A 20,282-nucleotide genomic window follows, 5' to 3' on the forward strand; every position below is an offset into this window, starting at 1 on the left:
CGAACAGGGGTGTCCCGCCGCAAGGCGTGGCACCCCTGTTTGTTTCCGGTTTCCAAAATTCAAGGCAGTGGTTTCCTGACTACAGCTGCCAGCAGAAATTCGCCGTCAAGCATCCAACGGCCGGTCCACCTCAACAATGACAGGTCGGCAGGCTGATTTGCACGGATTCGGATAATGACGCTGAAGGAGCCGTCCACATTAAGCCAGGCTGCGGCCTGATTCATGGGCAGCCACGTCTTTGTCAGCGGAAACCACGCCTTATATGCGGCCTCCTTGGCACAGAAAAGAAGGGTATCCCAGTGCAGGCCTGGATTGGTGGAATGCAGCCTGGCAACCATTCGTTGCTCGGCAGGGCTGGAAATCAAGTCCAGGACCCCTGCCGGCAATGCTTTATGCGGTTCGGCGTCGAGGCCGGCAGATCGGCCGGCACTGGACCGGCCCACAATGGCAGCCCTGTAGCCGGAACAATGCGTGATGCTTCCCGTCAGTCCCGCTGGCCAGGCGGGCCCTCCCTGCGGCAGGCGTGGAATGGCTGCCGGCGCGTGGCCAAGCATCCCCATGGCGCGCCGGGCACACTCCCTGGCCAACACCGACTGATACCTGTTCGCTGCCAGCGCCGGCCCCACGAGTTCTTCTTCGCCGGGCCAGGGAAGTGACTCCTGGTCCGGGCCCCGATGTACGGAGAGGTGGAACCCGGGCGGGAGGAAGGATCCTGGCCGGGACCCCGGTCCGGATCCGGGCGGGGACCCCTGACCGGAACCGGGAGCGGACGAGGGGAGGGGAGCAGACCGGAGCGAAGTGGCCGTCATGGCACCGCCACGGCTGTCCAGGCGAAGCTGAGGGAGATGATGGAAGCCAGCGAGATCCAGGTCCTGTGGATGTTCCACCGGGTCCATTTCCCTTCGAAGGAGGCCCTGGCGCGGCCCGGATCACCTGCCCGTGCTTCAATGTCCAGGCGGTTGTTCAGCGGGATGTTGACCGCCATGGTGATGCCGAGGGTGACTGTGTAAAGTGCCCAGGCCAGCGTCGCCGGCCAGGCTGCGGCGAGGCCGTTGCTCCAGGAGTAGATGGACGCTCCGGCCAGGGCCAGGAACGCGCCGAAGAAGCTCAGTGCGAACCAGGGGTTCTGGATGGCTGCATTGATCCGGGACATGGCGCTGACAAACGTGGCATCATCCGTCCTGCGCAGTCCGGGCATCACCGAACAGGCATAGGAGTAATAGAGCCCGCCGATTCCGGCGAGGGCAACGGAGGACGCTGTCAGAAGGATGATGAGGATGTGCATGGCTCCGGTCCTGTGCCGGGGGACACGATGCCCCCGGCGGTCGGTGATGGATACGGCCCTGGTCGGGGCGCGCGGGCTAAGTGATGGAAACGCCGCCGTCGATGCTGATGACCTGGCCGGTCATGTAATCGGCATCAAGGAAGAACCCCATACTGGAGGCTACCTCGGTGGTGGTTCCGAACCTGCCCATCGGACACTTGTCCCGGATGCCGTCCTTGACCGAATCGGGCAAGGCTTCAGTCATTCCGGTGATCATGAAGCCCGGCGAGAGGGCGTTAGCAGTGACGCCACGGCGCGCGCATTCGGCCGCCAGCGTCCGTGTCATGCCAATGACCCCCGCCTTGGATGCGGAATAGGCGGTCTGGCCCGCGGTGGCAATGATGCCCGACGGCGACACGATGTTGATCACCCGGCCCCACCTCTGGCTCAACATGTGGGGCAGGCATACGCGGCTGACGTGGAAGGTTCCCACCAGGTTGGTGGCGATGACCTCCTGCCAGTCCTCCGGCGCCTGCATGGCCATCAGCGAGTCCTTCCGGAGCGCGCCGTTGTTCACCACTACGTCCACCGGGCCCAGCCCGGCCTTGATCTCCTCGTAGAGGGCAGTCACGTCAGCCCAGGAAGCGACGTCCCCGCCCACCACGAGGGACGGGTTCAGCAGCCCTGCGGCCACCTCTTTCGCTGCCTGTTCCGAACGGTTGTAGTGCACTGCCACCCGGCAGCCGAGCTTGTCCAGTTCGATGGCGAGGGCGCGGCCCAGATCCCCGGAGGCACCGGTGACCAGGGCCACCGGTGATTCCGGCCGGCCGCGGACGGGTTTGCGGGGCGCGTTCATTTCCCGCCCCAGGTCATGAGGACCGAACCCCAGGTCATGCCCGCCCCGAATCCAGCCAGCAGGAGCAGGTCGCCTTCGTTGAGGCGGCCGGAATCCAGGGCTTCGGAGAGGGCAATGGGAATGGAGGCAGAAGCGGTGTTGCCGTACCGCTCCAGGTTGGTGAAGATTTGGCCCTGTTCCAGGCCGGTGTGGTTCGCGATGGAGTTGATGATGCGGATGTTGGCCTGATGCGGGATCACCAGGTCGATCGCGCCAACGTCCTTGCCCGCAGCCTGCAGTGTCTTCCTGACTGTGGCCACCGTCAGGCGGACGGCATTCAAGTAGATCTCGTTACCGTTGATCTTCGCGTAGTGCAGGCCGTCCCGGACTGCCTCTTCGGTGATGGGCATCCGGCTTCCACCGGCCAGCGCCTGCAGGCTTCCGGTACGTGAACCATCCGCTCCGAGGTCCCATGAATGGATCCAGTCCGTGTCTCCGGGCGTCAGCACAACGGCTCCTGCGCCGTCGCCCACCAGGATTCCCAGGTCCCGGTCAGCGGGGTTGGTGGTGAGGGAGTGCGTATCGCTGCCAATGAGCAGGATGGGCCGCGGATCGATCTGCATCAGGGCCGAAGCCATGATCAGGCCGTACACAAAGCCGGCACATTCGGCGTTGACATCGTGTGCGCTGCCGGCAATCTGCAGTTCGTGGTGGACGAAGGCGGAGGTAGCCGGAGATGGCTGTTCCGGAGTCGCCGTGGCAACAATCAGGTGCGCAACGTCGGTTCCCGTCAGCCCCGCCCGTTCAAGGGCGCGGCGCCCGGCCTCGACTGCCAGTGACGCCGTGGTTTCACCGTCCTGGACGTGCCTGCGCTCGCGGATCCCGCAGCGGCTCACGATCCAGTCCTCGTCGACGTCGAACTTCCGCGCGATCTCGGCACTGGTGACCGTGTTGTCCGGGACGGCGGTGCCCCACCCCGTGATCTGTACGTAGGCCATGGCTCAGCGGGCTGAAACCGGGGCGCCGGCCACTGCCAGGAGGCGGTCATGGACCAGCTTTAAGGTGGTCTTGCCGTCCTCGTTCTCGAACAGTGCAGCGTCTGCCTTGATGTCCGGGAAGTCGTTCTGGAAGCTGTAGAGCCACTCCATGAGGTCCATCGAATCGACGTCGGGAATCTGCATGAGGGGGACGTTCGGATCGATGTCCTGGGCACCGGAAACGGATTCGAGCTGGCTTACCAGGTCTTCGAGGGCAGGAATGTTCATGGCGGTTCTCCTTGTGAATGGTTCTGACCGGATACGAAGACCGGCTGCGGCAGGTACTGCGGCAGCAGGTCCGGGACCAGCCAACTATCGGAGCGCAACGCGGGCGCAATGCCGCCTTACGGGCGCACGGCTCCGGCCGGCATGCGGTGGCGTTGCGCTTCTCTTGCGGCCTGCCGCGAGCCTCTTCACAGAACCAGCGGGATGGAAACAGGCCATCCACGGGATGAGAGGCAGAACCATGACGACGTATCACGAGCAGGCGCCGGAAGTACTGGAAGCGGACAGTTCCGGCGGGGGAAGCACCCCGCATATCCGTGTGGCCATCATCGGAGCGGGTTTCTCGGGCCTTGGTGCTGCCATCAGGCTGGAGCAGGAAGGGCTGGGCGACTACCTGGTCTTCGAACGGGCGGAAGAGCTGGGCGGCACCTGGCGGGATAACAGCTATCCGGGCTGCGCCTGCGACGTTATGTCCCTGTTGTACTCCTACTCGTTTGCCCAGAACACGGAATGGAGCACAACTTTTGGCAAACGCGACGAGATTTTCGACTACCTTCTGGACTGTGCACGGAAGTTCGGCGTGCGTGACCGGATCCGCTTCAACCACTCTCTCGAATCTGCGCGCTGGGACGAAGCTGCCCAGCTGTGGCGCCTGACTACGTCGCAGGGGGAATACACCGCCACCTTGCTGGTGACTGGGACCGGATACCTCAGCGATCCGGTCCTGCCGGATATCAAGGGCCTTTCCGGGTTCACCGGCGAGATTTTCCATTCCTCCAACTGGAACCATGACCTCGACCTGGCCGGAAAGCGCGTGGCGGTGATCGGCACCGGCGCCTCGGCCATCCAGTTCATCCCCAAGATCCAGCCGCAGGTGGCTGCCCTGGACATTTACCAGCGGACCGCGGCCTGGATCGCCCCCAAGCCCGACCGGAAAATCCCGGCATCGCAGCTCTGGATGCGGCGCAACCTTCCCGGCTACCAGAACTTCCGCAGGAACTTCAACATGTGGGGCAGGGAAATCCTCGCCTTTATGATGGCCCGGCCCGCCATGATGCAGAAGACGCTGCAGGGTTCGGCGCTGGGGCACCTGCACAAGCAGGTACAGGACCCGGAACTTCGGGAAATCCTGACGCCTTCCTACACCGTGGGCTGCAAGAGAATCCTCTTCTCCAACGACTACTACCCGGCGATCAGCCAGCCAAACGTGAAGACCATCGGCGGCGGGGTCGACGAAGTCCGGTCAGGGCTGGTGGTGAGCGGCGGCAAGGAGCGGCCCGCGGACGTCATCATCCTGGCCACCGGATTCCAGGCAGTGGAGCGGCCGGTCGCCAAGTTGATCGAAAGGGCCGACGGAACCACCTTGGCCCAGGCCTGGTCCGAACGGATGTCCGCCTACGCCGGCACCACCGTTTCCGGATTCCCCAACCTGTTTATGCTCCTTGGCCCCAATACCGCCCTGGGACATTCTGCCCAAACAGTGATGATTGAGGCCCAGCTGGAGTACCTGGTTTCCGCCATGAAGACCATGGACAAGCGTGGACTCAGCTCAGTGGATGTCCTCCCGGAGGCGCAGGCCAGGTACAAGGACTGGCTGAACAAGCGCTTCGAAGGAACAGTCTGGGCCGCCGGCAACTGCGTGTCCTGGTACCAGGACAGCAACGGCGAAAACCCGTCCATCTGGCCCACGTACACCTGGCTGTTCCGCAAGCACACCGCCACGTTCAAAGCGAGCGACTACCGACTCACGGCCGGCGCAGGCCTGCGGCCGGCAACCGCTGCCGCCACTTCGGCCGGCTGACCACCGCACGCATCAGCGCCAGCCATACCCCCAAAGACCAGCAAGCCAAGACAAGCCCAAGAAGAAGGAATCCCATGTCAAACTCATCCTTTGCCCGCCGTACCCTGCTCAAAGGCGCGGCAGCCGCCGTCGTTGGCTGGAGCGTGTCCCAAGCCGCCTGGACCACCGATGCCGCGCATGCCAGCGATGTTTTCCGGACACCGCGGCTGGACGGCACCCTTGAGCTCTCCGACGCTGCCCGCTCCGGGTTCTCCCGGGACTTCGGCCGGTTCACCACCGCCCTTCCGGCGGCGGTGCTGCGCCCCGGCTCGGTCAGGGACATACAGGTAATGGTCCGGTTTGCGCAGGACAAGAAAATCAAGGTTTCGGTGAACGGCCAGAGTGGAGATAACTCGGAGACGGAGTCACACTCCAACTACGGCCAGGCGCTGACCCCGGGCGGCCTGCAGATCGACGCCCAGGGCCTGTCCACCATCCACTCGATCTCCGCCAGTTCGGCCTGGGTGGACATGGGCGTTACCTGGGCACGCCTGGTGGATGCGTCCCTGCCGCACGGCCTGACCGTGCCCGCGCTGACTGACTACCTGCACCTGTCCATTGGCGGCACCGTCTCCGTGGGCGGCGTGGGTGCCAGCGTCCAGCGTTTTGGGCTGCAGAGCGACATCATCAGTGAAATCGAGATCGTCAACGGCCGCGGCGACGTCTGCCGCGCTTCCCGTACCCAGAACCGCAGCCTTTTCGAAGCCGCAATGGCCGGTGCCGGACAGGCCGGTGTCATCACCAAACTTCGGGTGCAGCTGGTCCCGGCCAAGAGCACCGCCACCATCACCAACCTCTTCTACAGCGATATCGCTGCCTATGCTGCAGACCAGAAGACCCTGATGGCAGCAGGCCTGTATGACCACCAGTCCGGTGAAGTGATACGCACCGCAGATGATTCCGGCTGGATGTACAAGATCGAGCTCGGCTCCTACCTCACGCCGCCGGAGCAGGGCCCCTCAACCGAAGTCCTCGAAGGCCTCAACGACACCCGGGAACTGCGCACATCCTTCTCCCTTCCTTACCGGGACTGGGCCTTCCGCATTGACGAGTTCGCCGGTTACCTGAAGTCAGCAGGCCATTGGGAGCAGAAGAAGCCGTGGCTGAGCCTGCTTATTCCGGGCGACAAGGTAGTGGAGTTCATCAGCGCAACCATGCCGGAACTGACGCGCGGTGACCTTGGTGACGGATTCTGCCTCCTGTCCCCGCTTGATCCGGCGAAGATCACCAGCCCTATGTTTGTGTTGCCGGAAAGCGCTGACGGAACAGTTTTCTTCTTCGACCTCCTCAGCTTCCATGGCCCCGAGGTCACCGGTTTTGACGAGATGCTGGAACGCAACCGGCGCCTGTACGACCGCCTGGTTGCCATGGGCGGCAAGCGCTACATCATCGGTGCCGTGCCTCGGATGACTGCAGCGGACTGGCGCCGCCACTTCGGCGCCAAGTTCGCCCTGCTCGAACGAAACAAGGCGGCCTTCGACGCGAAGTACCTCTTTGCCCCCGGCCAGAACTTCTTCGGGTAAGCCGGGCGTGACCATGAGTGCCAAATACAACCTGACTGACCAGGCAGTCATCTCCGCTTCCCCGGAGCGGGTATGGGAAGCCCTGGTGGCCGAACTCGGCGGGGCGCGGAAGTGGTGGGCCGCGAAGAACGATTTCATCCCCACGCACCTCACGCCTGACGAAACAGGCGCATTGACCAGGATGGAAGTCAGGCCCAACGGTGCCGGCAAGCCGGGGCCGGTCCTGCGCTTCACGGCCAGGACCACCCGGGCAGTTCCGGGCGAACTTCTCGCCATGGACTACATCAGCGGAGTGTTTACCGGGACTGGCGTTTTCCGGCTGCGGCCGGACGGCGAAGGCGGCACCGTCCTTGCCATGGATTTCGTGGCCAGCCCGAAAGGCTGGCTGAAGGCACTGGCCAAGGTCACGGACATCGGTGCAGAGCATTCCGCCGGGACCCTGGCGGCGTTCAAAGTGCTTGACCGCGTGCTGGGCAGTGGCCCCGATGCGTCCGGGCGAGATGGGCAGCCACCCTTTCAAGGCTGGGAAGGAACAGTCTGGGAAGGAACAGTGCAGTCCGACGACGGCGCTCGGCTGGCTGTGGTGGACAGATGGCCCCACAACGGCGACGGTACGTCACAGCCGCCAGGTGCCGCCGTCGTACTGGTCCATGGCTGGGGCGGCAGTAAGGAGGCCTGGGACGAAGTGTCAGCTGGTCTGCTGTCCGCGGGGCACCGCGTAGTGGCACTGGACCTGCGCGGCCATGGCAGCTCAACAACCGGCAGCGCGGCACTTTCCCTGCACCTTCTGGCTGAGGACATCGCGGGGGTTCTTGAGTCCCGAGGTGTACAGAGTGTGGTCCTTGCAGGACAATCGGGCGGCGGGCTTGCAGCCCTCCTGTTCGCCGCCCGGGAGGACTCTGCCGTTGAACTGCACGGCATGGTGCTCCTGGCTGCAGCAGTACATGGACAGGAAGTATCCCGTCCCGAGCTTGTCCTGATGGGCAGTGCATTGTTTTCACGGCTCCTCAGGATGCCCGCGCTCGCGGAAAGGATCCTCGCGGCCACCATGGGCCCCAGTGCCGCGTTTGCCGGACGCCAGGCCGTGGCCGGTTCACTTTCCCTGGTAAAGCCGGCGGTACGCCGCGCCTTCTTCGAGCTGATTCCTGGACTTGACCTTCGGGACGAGGCGTCCCGTCTGACCCTGCCCGTTGTCCTGATGGCAGGGGCAGAGGACCGTGTGGTGCCGCCGTCGGTCATCCGCAACGGTGCCGCCAGCTTCCTCCGGCCGCACTTCATCGAGGTGCCGGAGCGCGGACACATGCTGCATGTTGAAGCGCCGGATGTGGTGGTGGAGGCCATTGTGCAAATGCTTGGCAAACGTCCGGCAAATGCCGCTTCCGGCGTATACGGGAGCGAATGAAGGTGAGTGGACAGCGTATGTCAGGCACAGCCCGTAATTGGTTCGATGGAGTTATGGAAAACAACCAGCCCACTGTGGCAACTGACCTGACCAACAACGGCACCATCCTCGTCATCGGCGGAACGGGCAAAACCGGCCGCCGCGTGGCCGAACGCCTCACGGAGCGGGGCATCCCCGTCCGGATCGGATCACGGAACGGCAGCCCGGCTTTCGACTGGGACAAGCCCGATACCTGGGACGCCGCTCTGGAAGGCATCAGCGCCGCTTACGTCACCTACTACCCGGACCTCGCGTTTCCCGGCGTCTCCGAACTCATTGCCGATTTCTCCGCAGCCGCAGTGGCCCACGGCGTCAAGAAGATTGTGCTGCTCTCCGGCCGGGGCGAGGACGGTGCCTTGGCCAGCGAGGAATCCGTACAGAACTCGGGCGTTGCCTGGACCATCGTGCGGTGCAACTGGTTCAACCAGAACTTCAATGAGAGCTTCTTCCTGGGCCCTGTCCTGGAAGGCGTCATTTCCATCCCGGCCGGAGATGCCGTGGAGCCATTCATCGACGCAGATGACATCGCTGACGTCGCGGTAGCTGCGTTGACCGAACCAGGCCACGACGGCCAGGTCTACGAACTCTCAGGTCCCCGCCTGTTGGGCTTCCACGAGGTGGCCCGGGAGATCAGTATTGCCTCAGGCCGCGAGATCATCTACAGCCCGGTGACGGCCGCCGAGTACGAAGTGATCCTGGCCAAGGAGGGGCTGCCCCGCGATTTCGTGGACCTGTTCACCCTGATTCTGGACGGACGCAACGCTTCCCTGACGGATGGCGTGCAGCGGGCATTGGGCCGTGAACCCAAGGACTTCAGTGAATTTGCCCGTGAAGCGGCAGCCACCGGCGTCTGGGCCACGGCCGACGAAGCAGTAACGGCCGGATCCGCCAGCCGCTGAAATGAGTACCATCCTGAGTTCCGGAACCATGCTTCTGGCTGGCACTGACCAGGCTAACCTGCACTGGCTCACCGGGCAGCTGGGCTCCATTACCGGAGCCCGGCTGTCCGGGGCCGGTGCGGCGGAAGCCATGCCGGCCGCCTTGACCGGTCCGGAATTGGTGGCGGCACATTTTGATACCAGCTACGACGTCGTACAGGCAGTGGAACGCCTCATGGCGGCAGCCTCCGACGCCGGAGTGCCGGCAACATTCGCTGTTGCTGCGTATGGCTGGGGGAGTACGGGAGATCCCGTTGATGCTGTTGCAGCAGTCGCGCTGGCCCGCGCGCTCCTGGCGGCAGCACCCACTGGTGCAGCCGTGACCTGCGGCTCTATTGCCATGGTTGCCGGTCCATTGCTGACGCCGGGCTTTGAACTCGTCCTGGCCCAAGACATTGTGGCCGGGCATGCCGGCCCGGTCTTCCGGATCCAGGCCAGGCCCGGTGGCGGAGAATTTGTTTCGCCGTGCATTGAGTGGGCCCGCAGGCATGCCTCCCATGAAGGGTCCCGGGGAGCGGCGGTTGCCACCCCTGGAGCCAGCCGGTTTCCACGCCTGGTCATCGCCCGTGCAGGTGGACCCATTTCCGTTGAGTCTGCAATCGCCGGGCTGGCGCTCCAGGCACATGCGCATGGCGGGGTGGTACTCAGGGCAGACCGCCGGCGCCCCAACAACCACGGCGGCATTGTGTTGCTGGACTTGATGACCCAACTGCTCCCCGCCAACGGGTGGAGTGGTGCCGGCGGTCCCTGGCAGCCTGCCTCGGCGTCAGGGTTTGCACGGATCGACGAACTGGAAGCCTGGTTGCAGTCGGTTGCCCGGAAAGGCCCGACCACCATTGTGGTACCGGATCCCGGTGCCCTGGACGACATCAGCCGCGTGCTTATTGAACGGCTGCTGCAAGACGATTCACTCCCTGGTTTCTCCGTGATCACCTCACAGCCTGGGGAGGCAGTCTCGGAGGAATTGGGGCTCCTCATGTCCAGGGTCCGCCGCGTGGATATCCTGCACATGCAGGTCAGCCCTGCTGCATCCCCACGGCAGGCACGGCACCCGGATCAGCAGTATGGCCGGCAGGGGCAGCATACGCCGGGACTGCATGCTCCGGCGCGGCGTCCGCAGGGCCACGGTGGCGCATCAGCCGGGAAGACTCGGCAAGCAGGGCTTCGATGAACCGCCGCTCACCGGGCCGGCCGCGGGCCTGAAGAGTGGCGGCGAGTTCCAGCTGCGCCAGCGCCACCCAGGGCCGGGCGGACATGGCTGACAGGCCGGCAATGGAGGCTGTTGCCAGTTCCTGCGCCAGGTCCAGGTCCTGATTGATCCTGGCGAGCCTGGCCAGGTGGTAGGAGACCGGTCCGGCATAGCTGAAGACGCTGTGGCACGCTGCGAGGTTGCGCAGCGGTAAGAGCAGTCCGAAGAGCCGGCCGGCTGCCACCGGATCTGCCAATTCCGCTGCAGTGATGGCCATCACCGCCAGGGAGTGCAGCGCCTCGTCGCTGTCCGGAGTGCCCAGTGGTCCAAGGAGCAGGCCGCGGAGCCTGAGTCTGGCGGTTCCAAGCTGGCCGTCCAGGAGGTCGCGGAGGCAGTCGTCGGCGCGGTAAATGCCCGGGTAACCGCCGGGACCAGGAGGGTCCGGCCAGCGTTCTGTCCCGGGATCGGCCTGGCGGCCTGTGGACGGAGCGCGGAGCCACCGGCCAATGAGCAACTGGCGGCCTGGGCCCGGGCCCTGACCCAGGCGGAGAAAGGGACCGGCGATCGCGTCGGCAGTCAGGCGGTTGTCCGGGCGCCATGGCTGGTTCCACAGGCCATGCGGGACCGTTCCGCTGGTGATGTGCATCATCAGGGCAAGTCCATCGGTGAGGTAGCCGAACCGTTCGGGCTCACCTTGACTCATGACGGCTGTGCGGAGCTTGCCGGACCAAACCGCCAGATCATCAGCCTTGCCCAGGATGGCGGCGGCAGCTGCACCGTGTTCCGCAGCAAGGAGTTTTCCCTCCGGGTGGTCCGCATCGGATGCCAGCCGCCACAGGTCCTCGGCAAGCGCTGCCCGTTGCGTGACGCGTTCGGGCGCCACAGTTACGGTCAGCTGCCTGCCCAGTGCTTCAATGGCGCGTTCCACAAGGGCAGGCGGGGGGCACTTGGTTCCCCAAGCGCTCACACGTGCCATAAAGCGTCCCAGCACATTGCCCATGGCCGCTGATTCAAGGGATTCAACCGGCAGCCGTGACAGGTCCTCGGCCACGAGGTCCGCGAGCGCTGCCGCTTCGCCGCGCAGATGCGGCACTCCTGCCAGGTGGTCGGCCAGGTCGCAGGCGCCTGCCAGAGCAGTCTCGATTGCCCCGCTTTGCAGTGCAAGGAGGGTGCCATCACGCAGGTTCTCCAGGCCGTCAGTGGGAGAGTGCGCAAGTTCAAGCCTGCCCAGTGCCGTCAAGGTGCGGGCCCTCAACCGCGTGTCGTCCGGGGCGGCCAATCCCAATGCCTGCCGGTAGAGGCGGATGGCTTCACAGGTGTGGCCCCGCTGCTCTGCGGTTGCAGCAGCCTCGCGGCAGGCCTCTGCCGTCTCCATCTGGCGGGATGCCTGGCCTTCTTTGCCCAGCCTGTTTTTCGCCAGCAGCTGGTTGGCCAGTTCGTGGACCCCGCCCTCCGGGTCATCCCGGTGCACGTCACGGAGGATGCTGATCAGGCGGGTATGGATTTCAAAGCGCTCGGCCGTGCTGAGGGCGGCATACACGGCTTCCCGCAGGATTCCGTGCCGGAACCTGTAGCAGTGCCCTTCCCGTTCGGCCGCCTGGCCGGCGTCCACGTCATCCAACAGGAGGCCGGATCGGACCAGGGTGCCAATGGCGCGCGCTGCGGTGTCGGAAGATCCGTATGCCCTGGCCACCACATCGAATCCGAACGCCAAGCCGTAGGCCGCGGCGTACCGCAGCAAAGCCGCGGAATCTGCGTCGAGACCGTCTGTCCGGGCATGGACGTAATCAATGACCAATGGGGAAACACCGACGTCGGCCGGGGCCTGCGTTCCAGTGTCGGGGAGCAGTGCCGTCAGCAGGAAAGGGTTGCCTCCGGAGCGGTCCAGCAGGTGGCCGATTCCGGGTCGAGGGCTTGGACCCTGGTGCGGCAGGCTGGTCACCAGCTGGTGGACCTCATAGGGCGTGAACGGCTCCAGTTCCGCCATGGTGCAGAAATTGGGTTGCGGCAGTTCATGGCCGTGGCGCACGAACGCGGCTGCACTTCGGGGTGAGGTGGCGGCCGCAACCACCATCAGCCGAACCTGCCTGCCTCCGGTGTGGAAGATCAGCCGGCGCAGGACTTCAACGGTGGTCTCGTCTGCTGTGTCCACATCATCGAGGACCAGCACCAGGGGCACACTGGCGGCCACGTCCAGCACCAGCTCGGCAAGCTCGGCACCGAAACTGCCCGCCCGACGGTCAGGCTCCGGGTCCCCCGAGTAATTGGCGACGATCTGCCCGAGCCGCTTCCGGGTGCCCGCGTGGACCGATCCGGGCTCTGCGGCGTCGGCTGCGTCCGCGAAGCTGCTGGCCAGCGCGCATCCCCTGTCCGCATAAGCCTGGCAGTGGACGGGGATCACGGCGACGTCCGACTGGCTCAGGTGCCGGCCGAATTCGTGCAGCAGCCGGGACTTTCCGATTCCCAGCTCTCCGGTCACCAGGACCAACTGCACTGAGCCTGCCTGGCTGGCCTTAAAGGCCCGGTCCAGCGTGTCCAGCACCTCGCGCCTGCCTATGAACGGACGACGGCGTTGGGCAGCTTTTGGTGGTGCGTCGGCAGAGGCCGGGGCAGATCCCAGCACCTCGTAGTACAGCTGTTGGGTCTCCTTTGAGGGGTTAACGCCGAGTTCGTCGCGGAGCTGCCTTCGCAGCGCAGTGTAGGTGGAGAGGGCATCACCGCGGTTTCCGGCGGCCAGGCTGGCACTCATCAGGCTTCGATAGGCGCTTTCGCGAAGCGGGGCCCTGCCGATCAGCTCAGCCGAGTGGGAGATGGCTGCGCCGATCTCGTTGGCCAGGAGCGCAGCACGGGAAGCGATCTCCAGTCCTTCATTAGCCCGGCCCGCCAGGTGCTGGCGGACGTGCGCCGCCCAGTCACCTTCCCGGTTCGCAAGGAACGGGCGGCGGAAGCAGCGCACGGCATTTTCAGCCTGCCGGAGCGCGCGCTCGGGATCCTCCAGGTCCGCACCGGCCAGGGCAAGTTCCTTCTCCGCCTGCTCCACGTCGACGCAAATCGCGGCCGGGAGCTGGAGATAGTACCGGCCGCCATGGGAGACGAGGTCCGCGCCCGGAACGGCGGACATGGCCAGGAACCTCCGGATCCGGCTGACCACGCTTCGCATTGCGGAAGCCCAGGTGTCAGGGAGTCCTTCAGGCCAGATGACGTCCGCCAGTTGTTCACGGGTGGTGCCGTTGCCCTGCCGGTCCATCACCAGCCTTGCCACGGCGGCCTGTGCCTGAGCACTGGCCAGCCGCACGGGCTGCCGGCCCGCAGTGACCAGGCACACCGGACCGGCAAGCCTCAGCTCCGTGGTGGGCTGGTTTGTGCCGTGGCCGAGTGCCTGGCTGTTGTCCTTTGCCTTGCTGCTGTTGCTGTCCATCTGCAGATCCCCCATCTCCGCTGCCGGTTAGCCGCTCAGGCGTCTCTTCCGGATGCCGGCAGGCTGGCGGAAGCCGCCGCCGGTGACGCCGCACGGTGCCGGCCCGCAGCCGACAACACCAGGGCGCCTGCCGCGGCTACCGACAACGCAGCACGCACGTGGTTGCCCGCCGTCCATTCAGTCAGGAATCGATCCCACGCGGCGGGGGCGGATGCGGCGGCAGGGCTGAGTTGCTCCAGGACGTTGTTCCTGGGCACGTGGAAGGCGATGGTCAGGAGGAATCCGCCCAGGTACATGCCGGCACCGGCGGACCGGAGCCTGGAGCCGGGGATGGTACCGGCGCGCACGCCTTCCTTGGCCAGGATGTAGGTGCTGAGGGCGGCGGTGCCGAAGAACAGTGACATAAACGGCCACATCACGGCATCCTTGTTGAACTGCTGCATGCGCTCGATCGCTTCACTGGCCGGCAGCTTGGCCAGCGCGGGTAAAACGTTCAGGGAGAATACGCTGTAGACGGCACCTACTGCGCAGGAGCCAAGTCCTGCAGTCAGCGCAATCAGGCGGGGCGTGCGGGCCATGCTGCCTCCTAGTTGATACTCGGTTGATAGTCAGGTAACCGCCAGCTGTGTGGCGTTCCTGCCCACCTAAGCTTGGTTGGGTGAACGGAGACTTTACATTATCTGAACAATCAGTTTCATAACGGATAGTCTACGATTTGAGCTATGGATCCCCTCTCTGACTTCCTCGACGGGCCACGGGCCCGCAATGCGTTCCTGCTCCAGGTCAAGATGTCGCCACCCTGGGCCATCCGGGTCGAGGATGATGCCCCGCTGACGGTCGTGGCAATGCTGAGCGGTTCCGCCTGGTTTTCCCAGCGAGGGGCAGATCCCCTGCTGCTGGAACCGGGGAGCCTTCTGCTGATCAGGGATTCCGCTGCCTACGTGCTGGCGGACCAGCCGCATGAACGGCCCAGCTACTTCATCGGCGTGGACCAGAATTGTTCCGGGTCCAATGGCGAGGACCTCGCCCAGGACCTCAGCACAGGGCTGCGCTCCTGGGGAAACGACGCCGGCGGGCGGGACTCGATGCTGGTGGGGACGTACCGGAGCAGCGGCGAAGTAGGCGACATCCTGCTTTCGTCCCTGCCGCCGCACGTGCTGGTCGATGCTGCCGGGAACCCCATCATCGATGTCCTGAGGCAGGAGATCCATCGGGACGGTGTGGCCCAGGCGAGCGTCCTGGACCGGCTCCTGGATCTGTTGCTCATCAGCGCGGTCCGCACCTGGACGGCCGGGATTTCTGACGCAGAGCATAACTGGTTGACGGCAGAGCGGGACCCGGCCGTGCAGCAGGCCATCCGGCTGATCCACAGCTCCCCGGACAAGCCCTGGACGGTTGGTTCGCTCGCCGGCAGTGTGGGAGTGTCCAGGGCTTCGCTGGCCCGTCGGTTCCACGAACGCGTGGGCAAACCGCCAATGACTTACCTCAACCAGTGGAGGCTGGCCAAGGCCGCAGACCTCATGGCAGATCCGCAATTCACGTTGACCACCATCTCCCGGCAGGTGGGGTATGCCAGCCCGTTCAGCTTCAGCACTGCATTTAAGAAGCGCTACGGCGTGAGCCCGCAGGAGTACCGCCGTAGGCAGCCCGTGGCCGCTGGTGTGGGTGGGGCACCCGCGGGCCTCTGACGCCCCCCGAAGAACACCTGTTGCGCTCGCGTTGCGGTGGCTGTCCTACAACAGTCCTAACCGCAAACACCGGCCCCGGCCGGCCTGGACCCATGGTCCCGGCCCCGCTTGTCCGGTCTCAACAGGAGGACACACGCGATGACCGCAACCCTTGCATCCGCATCCAGGGACAGACTCGACGCCAAGGTCCAGGGCACCCACCGGCGCGTGAAGGAACTCGAATCCGAGCCGAACCGCCGCAACAGCTTTATGCCGTATATTCCGGTGGCGGGCACTCCATTCGTAGATCTTTTTGGCGAGCGGCTGCTGATGATGTCCGGGTACAGCTACCTCGGACTCAGCGGGGATCCGCGGGTCAACGAGGCAGCCAAGCAGGCGTTGGACACCTACGGTACCGGAGCCCACGGCGTGCGGGCACTTGCCGGGACCACACCCCTCCACGAGGAGCTTGAAGCGGAGATCGCGCGCTTCAACGGCCGCGAATCGGCGCTGGTCTTCAGCTCAGGCTACGCCGCCAACGTAGGCACCGTGGGAGCCATCTGCGGCCCCGGAGACCAGGTGTTCATCGACAAGTACGACCACGCCAGCATTGTGGACGGCTGCCAGCTCAGCGGGGCCACCGTCACCCGGTTCCGGCACAACGATCCAGAGCACCTGGACCGCCGCCTGCGCGACGCTCCAGCCACTGGAGTCCGGCTGGTCATCGTTGACAGCGTCTACTCCATGGACGGGGACATCGCGCCGCTGCCGGCCTTGCGCCGGGTCTGCGACGAACACGGTGCGCTGCTGATGGTGGACGAAGCCCACGCCATGGGTGTTATCGGAGCAACGGGCCGGGGTATCGAGGAACACTTCAATTACGAGGTGACGGCGGACGTCAAGCTGGGGACACTGTCCAAAGGCATTCCCTCCATGGGCGGCTGGGTGGCCGGTACTCCTGACTTCATTTACCACCTCCGCTATGCGGCACGCCCGTTCCTCTTCTCGGCATCACTGGGTCCGGCGCAAAGCGGAGCGGCCCTCGCAGCGGTACGCATCCTGGACCAGGAACCCTGGCGGGTCAGCCACATCCAGAAGGAGTCAGCAAGGTTCAGGACCACCATGTCCGCTGCCGGCATGCAGACCGGAGCCAGCGAAACAGCCGTTGTTCCGCTCATAATCGGTACTGACCTGGAGGCCTACGACTTCGCCACGGCCTGCCGTGACGAAGGGATCGTCGGGTTGCCTGTGGTAACACCGGCCGTGCCTGTCAGCACTGCCCGCCTGCGCATTGCCATCACTGCCAGCCACTCGCCCGAGATCATCGATGAGGCCACCCGCGGCTTCCTGCGCGCAGCCGAGCGCTGCGGCCTGATTGGCGGCTAGGGCTACGCCATGGGCAGCCAGACCATCATGGTGACGGGCATAGGCCTGGTCACCCCCGCAGGCAACACCGTGGACGCTTTCTGGGACGCGCTGCTTGCTGGAAAGTCCTTGGCGGGCTATCTCGAAGGGCCCGCCTTCGCCGGCCATGCCGTCCGGTTGGCCTGCCGGGCGGAGGAGCCCGCCGTCCCTGCCGGTATCTCCGCCAAGGAGTTGCGCCGTCTCGATCCGTTCTCCAGGTACGCCTTGGTGGCAGCCATGAACGCATTCAGTGACGCCGGATCCCCGGAAACCGAGCCGGTCCGGACGGCGGTAGTAGTGGGTAACGCAGTGGGCGGCCGGCACACCAGCGACCAGCAGAGCGGCATGTTCCACACCGCCGGGGCGCAGGGAGTCAGCCCGCTGATGCCGTTGATGACCATGCCGAACGCGGCGGCCGCCATGATTTCGATGAAACTGGGCACCATGGGCCCGGCCCTGACTCTCGCCACTACCTGCGCCAGCGGCGCCGACGCGATCGGCCATGCCATGGCCCTGTTGCGCGCCGGAGTTGTGGACGTTGCCATCGCCGGTGGCTGCGAGGCAACGGTGACGCCCGTGACGCTTGCGGCGTTTGCCAATATGGGTGCGCTGTCCGCCCGCAACCACAGTCCGGGCGAGGCGTCACGGCCCTTCGATGCCGGCCGGGATGGCTTCGTCATGGGGGAAGGCGCGGCCTTTGTAGTGCTGGAGCGCCAGGAGGACGCCACAGCACGAGGTGCACGGACGTACGGTTCCGTGCTGGGTTATGCAGCCACCGCGGACGCCCATCATCTGGCCATGCCCCATCCCGAAGGCCTTGGCGCCCGGAAGGCGATGGAAGCCGCGCTGGCCAGCGCCGGCGTCGGAATGGATGAAATCAGCCACGTCAACGCCCACGGTACGTCCACCCGGCTGAACGACAGCATTGAGGCGCACGCGCTGAACGCCGTCTTCGGCAACAACGTTCCGCCGGTCACTGCCACCAAAGGGGTTACCGGGCACCTGCTCGGCGCCGCCGGGGCAGCCGAGGCCGTTGCCACACTCCTGGCCTTGCGCCACGGGGTTGTACCGCCGGTAGCCAACCACACCATCACCGACCCTGGAATTGAGCTGGATATCGTGAAGACTGAACCACGGAAAATCGCTGCACTGCCTGCCCTGTCCAACTCGTTCGGCTTCGGCGGACACAACGCATGCCTGGTGCTGGCGCCATGAGCATCCTGGCGGCAGAACAGGAAGCAGCCTCGGGAACGGTTGCCGGCGTGGTCACCGTCACCGAAGTGGCAGCCACGGACATCACTGCCTACCGCGCCGCGGCCCGGAGCCTGTTGTTCAACAGCAGCGGCCGGGCCGCCAGCCCGGTGCACGGCTTTACCGTCTCCCACCCGGCCTTCAACCAGCTCATCGACCAGCTGGTTCCCGGCCCCAAGAGCATTGTCCACTTGCAGCAGGAGCTGCGTGCGGTGCGCGCCATGGTGCCCGGGGACGTCATCACCACCCGCGCTGACGTTGTTGCAGTGCGGGCCGAACCCCAAGGCTCGCGGGTCACCATCAACTGCCGTCAAACGGACGACGGCGGCGCAACAGTGACGGAGCTGAAGGCAACGGTGCTGGTGGTTGGCTACCAGCACCCCGACTCCTTCGGCGGCAATCCCGGGCATCCTGCGGTGCCAAAACCACTGCCGGACCAGGACGCCTTCACCTTCGAGGTAACGCCTACCGAAGCCTTCGTAGCGGCGTACGCCGATGCCTCGGGTGACCACAACCCGATCCATACGGACCCGGCGGCGGCCCTGGAAGCCGGTTTTCCCGGACCTATCGCCCATGGAATGAGCAGCATCGCGGTAGGCTGCGAAATCGCCGCAGACCATTTTGGCGGCGGTGACGTGGGCCGGATCATCAGCCTCGGTGCCCGGTTCTCCGCCCCCATCCTGCCCGGCGAGCCGCTCCTGTTTTCGTTCCGGCCTACCGTCCTGGAAGGCAGCTTCGCCTTCTCCTGCAACACCCCCCGTGGTCCGGCCGTCAAGGCGGGATGGATCAGTATCCGCCCTGCGGACGCGCAGCCATGAGTGGACTTGCGCAGCGGATCCTGGCCCACGCTTCAGCGAGGCCCGAAGCGGCAGCCCTTGTGGAAGGCGGCGCCGTCGTCAGCTACGGTCAGCTGCTGGCCCTCGCGGACGAAATGACCGGGATGCTGGCTGGCGCAGGTCCGCTGGCCATCCTGGCGCACAAGGGCAGCGAGGCGATTGCGGCTGTGCTGGACTGCCTGCGGCAGGACCGGCCGTTCCTGCTGGTTTCGCCCCTGCTTCCGGCGGCCACCAGGGACCACCTTCTTGCAGACTCCGGCTGCACAGCCATCCTGAACCCGCAGGCGCGGGGCCTGGAACTCCTGGCCCCGGACCGGCGGCCCGGGGTGGCCGAGGGTACCGGCTTTATGCTGACCACCTCGGGATCCACCGGCACCCCGAAGATTGTCCTCCTGGACCATTCGGCGGTGGACAGCTTTGCCGCCTGGGCAGGTGCTGCCTTCGGAATCGGCCAGGGCACTCCTGTGCTCAGCCTGGCACCACTGAATTTTGACCTGTCGCTGCTGGACGTCTGGGCCACCCTTGGGCACGGCGGGACCGTTGTGTTGGTTCCGCCGGCCAAAGCGGTGGACGGCGCCTACGTGCTGAAGCAACTGGTGGACCACCGGGTGGAAGTGGCGCAGGGCGTTCCCATGTTCTTCCAGCTGGTGGCTGATGCCGGCCAGGACCAGGGGAGCGGGGCACTGCGGCACCTGATCCTGACCGGTGATGAAACTCCCCACCACACCCTTACGGCCATGCGCAGGCTCTTTCCGGCCGCCACCCTGCACAACGTCTACGGCTGCACTGAGACCAACGACAGCCTGATGCACAGCGTGCCGCCAGAAGCGGAGCTGCCCGTTCAACTCCCTGCGGGCACGCCGGTTGCGGGAGCCGAGGTCCTGCTGGTGGATGACGCCGGCCGGGAAGTATCGGGTCCCGGCGACGGAGAGCTGCTGGTCCGCACGCCATTCCAGGCCCGCGGCTACCTGGACCCTGCCCTGAACCAAGGGAAGTTTGTCCAGCACCCGGGCGGGCAGGGGCCATTCTTGCGCAGCGGCGACCTTTTCCGCCGCGACGCCGACGGCGGGCTGAAGCTGCTGGGCCGGACAGACCACCAGGTCAAAATCCGGGGCGTGGCTGTCAATACCGCCGAGGTGGAGCGAATCCTGAAGCTGCACGCCAACGTGGGTGCGGCCGCCGTGATGACCGCCCCGGATCCCGTGGGAGGACGGCGGCTGCTTGCCGTCGTCGAACGTAAAAGCGGATCCGCAGTGTCCGGACTGGAACTGCGCAACCACTGCGCCACCCACCTCCCCAGAACCGCTGTGCCTTCGCAGTTGAGGGTCACAGATGCGGCCCTTCCCCTCACCACCACCGGCAAGATCAACAGGCTGCAGGCCCAACGGGACTACTTCCCGGAAACCGTCTGACG

General features: G+C 65.4%; 16 protein-coding genes. 9 read left to right on the forward strand and 7 right to left on the reverse strand.

Annotated elements, in window-relative coordinates:
* Positions 1-59: 59 nt before the first annotated feature.
* The 5 genes from ACWA13_RS01600 to ACWA13_RS01620 form a co-directional block, all read right to left on the reverse strand.
* Positions 60-809, reverse strand: coding sequence for a 4'-phosphopantetheinyl transferase family protein (locus ACWA13_RS01600; RefSeq protein ID WP_463936329.1), 750 nt, complete (start codon positions 807-809; stop codon positions 60-62).
* Positions 806-1,285 (reverse strand): anthrone oxygenase family protein, encoded by a 480-nt coding sequence (locus ACWA13_RS01605; protein ID WP_463936330.1) that lies wholly within the window; start codon positions 1,283-1,285, stop codon positions 806-808. Before ACWA13_RS01605 ends, ACWA13_RS01600 begins: the two co-directional genes overlap by 4 nt.
* 76 nt (positions 1,286-1,361) lie before the next feature.
* The gene (locus ACWA13_RS01610) at positions 1,362-2,120 is read right to left on the reverse strand and encodes an SDR family NAD(P)-dependent oxidoreductase (RefSeq protein WP_463936331.1); all 759 of its coding nucleotides are present in this window, start codon (positions 2,118-2,120) and stop codon (positions 1,362-1,364) included.
* Complete coding sequence (locus ACWA13_RS01615; RefSeq protein WP_463936332.1) at positions 2,117-3,097, reverse strand: 3-oxoacyl-ACP synthase III family protein; 981 nt, start codon at positions 3,095-3,097, stop codon at positions 2,117-2,119. The genes ACWA13_RS01610 and ACWA13_RS01615 overlap by 4 nt, the downstream gene beginning before the upstream one ends.
* A gap of 3 nt (positions 3,098-3,100) precedes the next feature.
* Positions 3,101-3,364 (reverse strand): hypothetical protein, encoded by a 264-nt coding sequence (locus ACWA13_RS01620; protein ID WP_463936333.1) that lies wholly within the window; start codon positions 3,362-3,364, stop codon positions 3,101-3,103.
* Positions 3,365-3,602: 238 nt separating this feature from the next.
* Between ACWA13_RS01620 and ACWA13_RS01625 the strand changes: the two genes are divergently transcribed.
* The 4 genes from ACWA13_RS01625 to ACWA13_RS01640 all read left to right on the forward strand — a co-directional run bounded on the left by ACWA13_RS01625 (position 3,603) and on the right by ACWA13_RS01640 (position 9,064).
* Entirely contained in the window at positions 3,603-5,162 is a 1,560-nt protein-coding gene (locus ACWA13_RS01625) for a flavin-containing monooxygenase (RefSeq protein ID WP_463936334.1), read from the forward strand.
* Between the two features lie 74 nt (positions 5,163-5,236).
* The gene (locus tag ACWA13_RS01630; RefSeq protein ID WP_463936336.1) at positions 5,237-6,724 is read left to right on the forward strand and encodes an FAD-binding protein; all 1,488 of its coding nucleotides are present in this window, start codon (positions 5,237-5,239) and stop codon (positions 6,722-6,724) included.
* 13 nt (positions 6,725-6,737) lie between these two features.
* Positions 6,738-8,126 carry an alpha/beta fold hydrolase gene (locus ACWA13_RS01635; RefSeq protein ID WP_463936338.1) on the forward strand — a complete coding sequence of 463 codons (1,389 nt, stop codon included), beginning with the start codon at positions 6,738-6,740 and terminating at the stop codon, positions 8,124-8,126.
* 53 nt (positions 8,127-8,179) lie between these two features.
* On the forward strand, positions 8,180-9,064 hold the full coding sequence (locus ACWA13_RS01640; protein ID WP_463936339.1) for an NAD(P)H-binding protein: 885 nt from the start codon (positions 8,180-8,182) through the stop codon (positions 9,062-9,064).
* Positions 9,065-10,119: 1,055 nt separating this feature from the next.
* Here the strand turns inward: ACWA13_RS01640 and ACWA13_RS01645 are convergent.
* Positions 10,120-13,710 (reverse strand): BTAD domain-containing putative transcriptional regulator, encoded by a 3,591-nt coding sequence (locus ACWA13_RS01645; protein ID WP_463936340.1) that lies wholly within the window; start codon positions 13,708-13,710, stop codon positions 10,120-10,122.
* A gap of 35 nt (positions 13,711-13,745) precedes the next feature.
* Complete coding sequence (locus ACWA13_RS01650; RefSeq protein ID WP_463936342.1) at positions 13,746-14,288, reverse strand: anthrone oxygenase family protein; 543 nt, start codon at positions 14,286-14,288, stop codon at positions 13,746-13,748.
* A 144-nt stretch (positions 14,289-14,432) separates the two neighbouring features.
* On the opposite strand from ACWA13_RS01650, the gene ACWA13_RS01655 reads away from it, so the two are divergent.
* From ACWA13_RS01655 to ACWA13_RS01675, 5 genes are all read left to right on the forward strand, one after another.
* Entirely contained in the window at positions 14,433-15,398 is a 966-nt protein-coding gene (locus tag ACWA13_RS01655; protein WP_463936344.1) for an AraC family transcriptional regulator, read from the forward strand.
* Positions 15,399-15,536: 138 nt separating this feature from the next.
* Positions 15,537-16,763: an aminotransferase class I/II-fold pyridoxal phosphate-dependent enzyme gene (locus ACWA13_RS01660; protein ID WP_463936346.1), complete on the forward strand. Its 1,227-nt coding sequence runs from the start codon at positions 15,537-15,539 to the stop codon at positions 16,761-16,763.
* 9 nt (positions 16,764-16,772) lie between these two features.
* Entirely contained in the window at positions 16,773-17,996 is a 1,224-nt protein-coding gene (locus ACWA13_RS01665; RefSeq protein WP_463936348.1) for a beta-ketoacyl-[acyl-carrier-protein] synthase family protein, read from the forward strand.
* Positions 17,975-18,850: a MaoC/PaaZ C-terminal domain-containing protein gene (locus tag ACWA13_RS01670; RefSeq protein WP_463936350.1), complete on the forward strand. Its 876-nt coding sequence runs from the start codon at positions 17,975-17,977 to the stop codon at positions 18,848-18,850. The genes ACWA13_RS01665 and ACWA13_RS01670 overlap by 22 nt, the downstream gene beginning before the upstream one ends.
* Positions 18,847-20,280, forward strand: coding sequence for an AMP-binding protein (locus ACWA13_RS01675; protein ID WP_463936352.1), 1,434 nt, complete (start codon positions 18,847-18,849; stop codon positions 20,278-20,280). Before ACWA13_RS01670 ends, ACWA13_RS01675 begins: the two co-directional genes overlap by 4 nt.
* Positions 20,281-20,282: the final 2 nt, after the last annotated feature.

The organism is Pseudarthrobacter sp. TRD_SC_9, assembly GCF_055361265.1.

Bases quoted from the DNA above. Each gene is read 5' to 3' on its own strand.
- ACWA13_RS01600 (WP_463936329.1), bottom strand. From the start codon at position 809: ATGACGGCCACTTCGCTCCGGTCTGCTCCCCTCCCCTCGTCCGCTCCC.
- ACWA13_RS01605 (WP_463936330.1), bottom strand. From the start codon at position 1,285: ATGCACATCCTCATCATCCTTCTGACAGCGTCCTCCGTTGCCCTCGCC.
- ACWA13_RS01610 (WP_463936331.1), bottom strand. From the start codon at position 2,120: ATGAACGCGCCCCGCAAACCCGTCCGCGGCCGGCCGGAATCACCGGTG.
- ACWA13_RS01615 (WP_463936332.1), bottom strand. From the start codon at position 3,097: ATGGCCTACGTACAGATCACGGGGTGGGGCACCGCCGTCCCGGACAAC.
- ACWA13_RS01620 (WP_463936333.1), bottom strand. From the start codon at position 3,364: ATGAACATTCCTGCCCTCGAAGACCTGGTAAGCCAGCTCGAATCCGTT.
- ACWA13_RS01625 (WP_463936334.1), top strand. From the start codon at position 3,603: ATGACGACGTATCACGAGCAGGCGCCGGAAGTACTGGAAGCGGACAGT.
- ACWA13_RS01630 (WP_463936336.1), top strand. From the start codon at position 5,237: ATGTCAAACTCATCCTTTGCCCGCCGTACCCTGCTCAAAGGCGCGGCA.
- ACWA13_RS01635 (WP_463936338.1), top strand. From the start codon at position 6,738: ATGAGTGCCAAATACAACCTGACTGACCAGGCAGTCATCTCCGCTTCC.
- ACWA13_RS01640 (WP_463936339.1), top strand. From the start codon at position 8,180: ATGGAAAACAACCAGCCCACTGTGGCAACTGACCTGACCAACAACGGC.
- ACWA13_RS01645 (WP_463936340.1), bottom strand. From the start codon at position 13,710: ATGGACAGCAACAGCAGCAAGGCAAAGGACAACAGCCAGGCACTCGGC.
- ACWA13_RS01650 (WP_463936342.1), bottom strand. From the start codon at position 14,288: ATGGCCCGCACGCCCCGCCTGATTGCGCTGACTGCAGGACTTGGCTCC.
- ACWA13_RS01655 (WP_463936344.1), top strand. From the start codon at position 14,433: ATGGATCCCCTCTCTGACTTCCTCGACGGGCCACGGGCCCGCAATGCG.
- ACWA13_RS01660 (WP_463936346.1), top strand. From the start codon at position 15,537: ATGACCGCAACCCTTGCATCCGCATCCAGGGACAGACTCGACGCCAAG.
- ACWA13_RS01665 (WP_463936348.1), top strand. From the start codon at position 16,773: ATGGGCAGCCAGACCATCATGGTGACGGGCATAGGCCTGGTCACCCCC.
- ACWA13_RS01670 (WP_463936350.1), top strand. From the start codon at position 17,975: ATGCCTGGTGCTGGCGCCATGAGCATCCTGGCGGCAGAACAGGAAGCA.
- ACWA13_RS01675 (WP_463936352.1), top strand. From the start codon at position 18,847: ATGAGTGGACTTGCGCAGCGGATCCTGGCCCACGCTTCAGCGAGGCCC.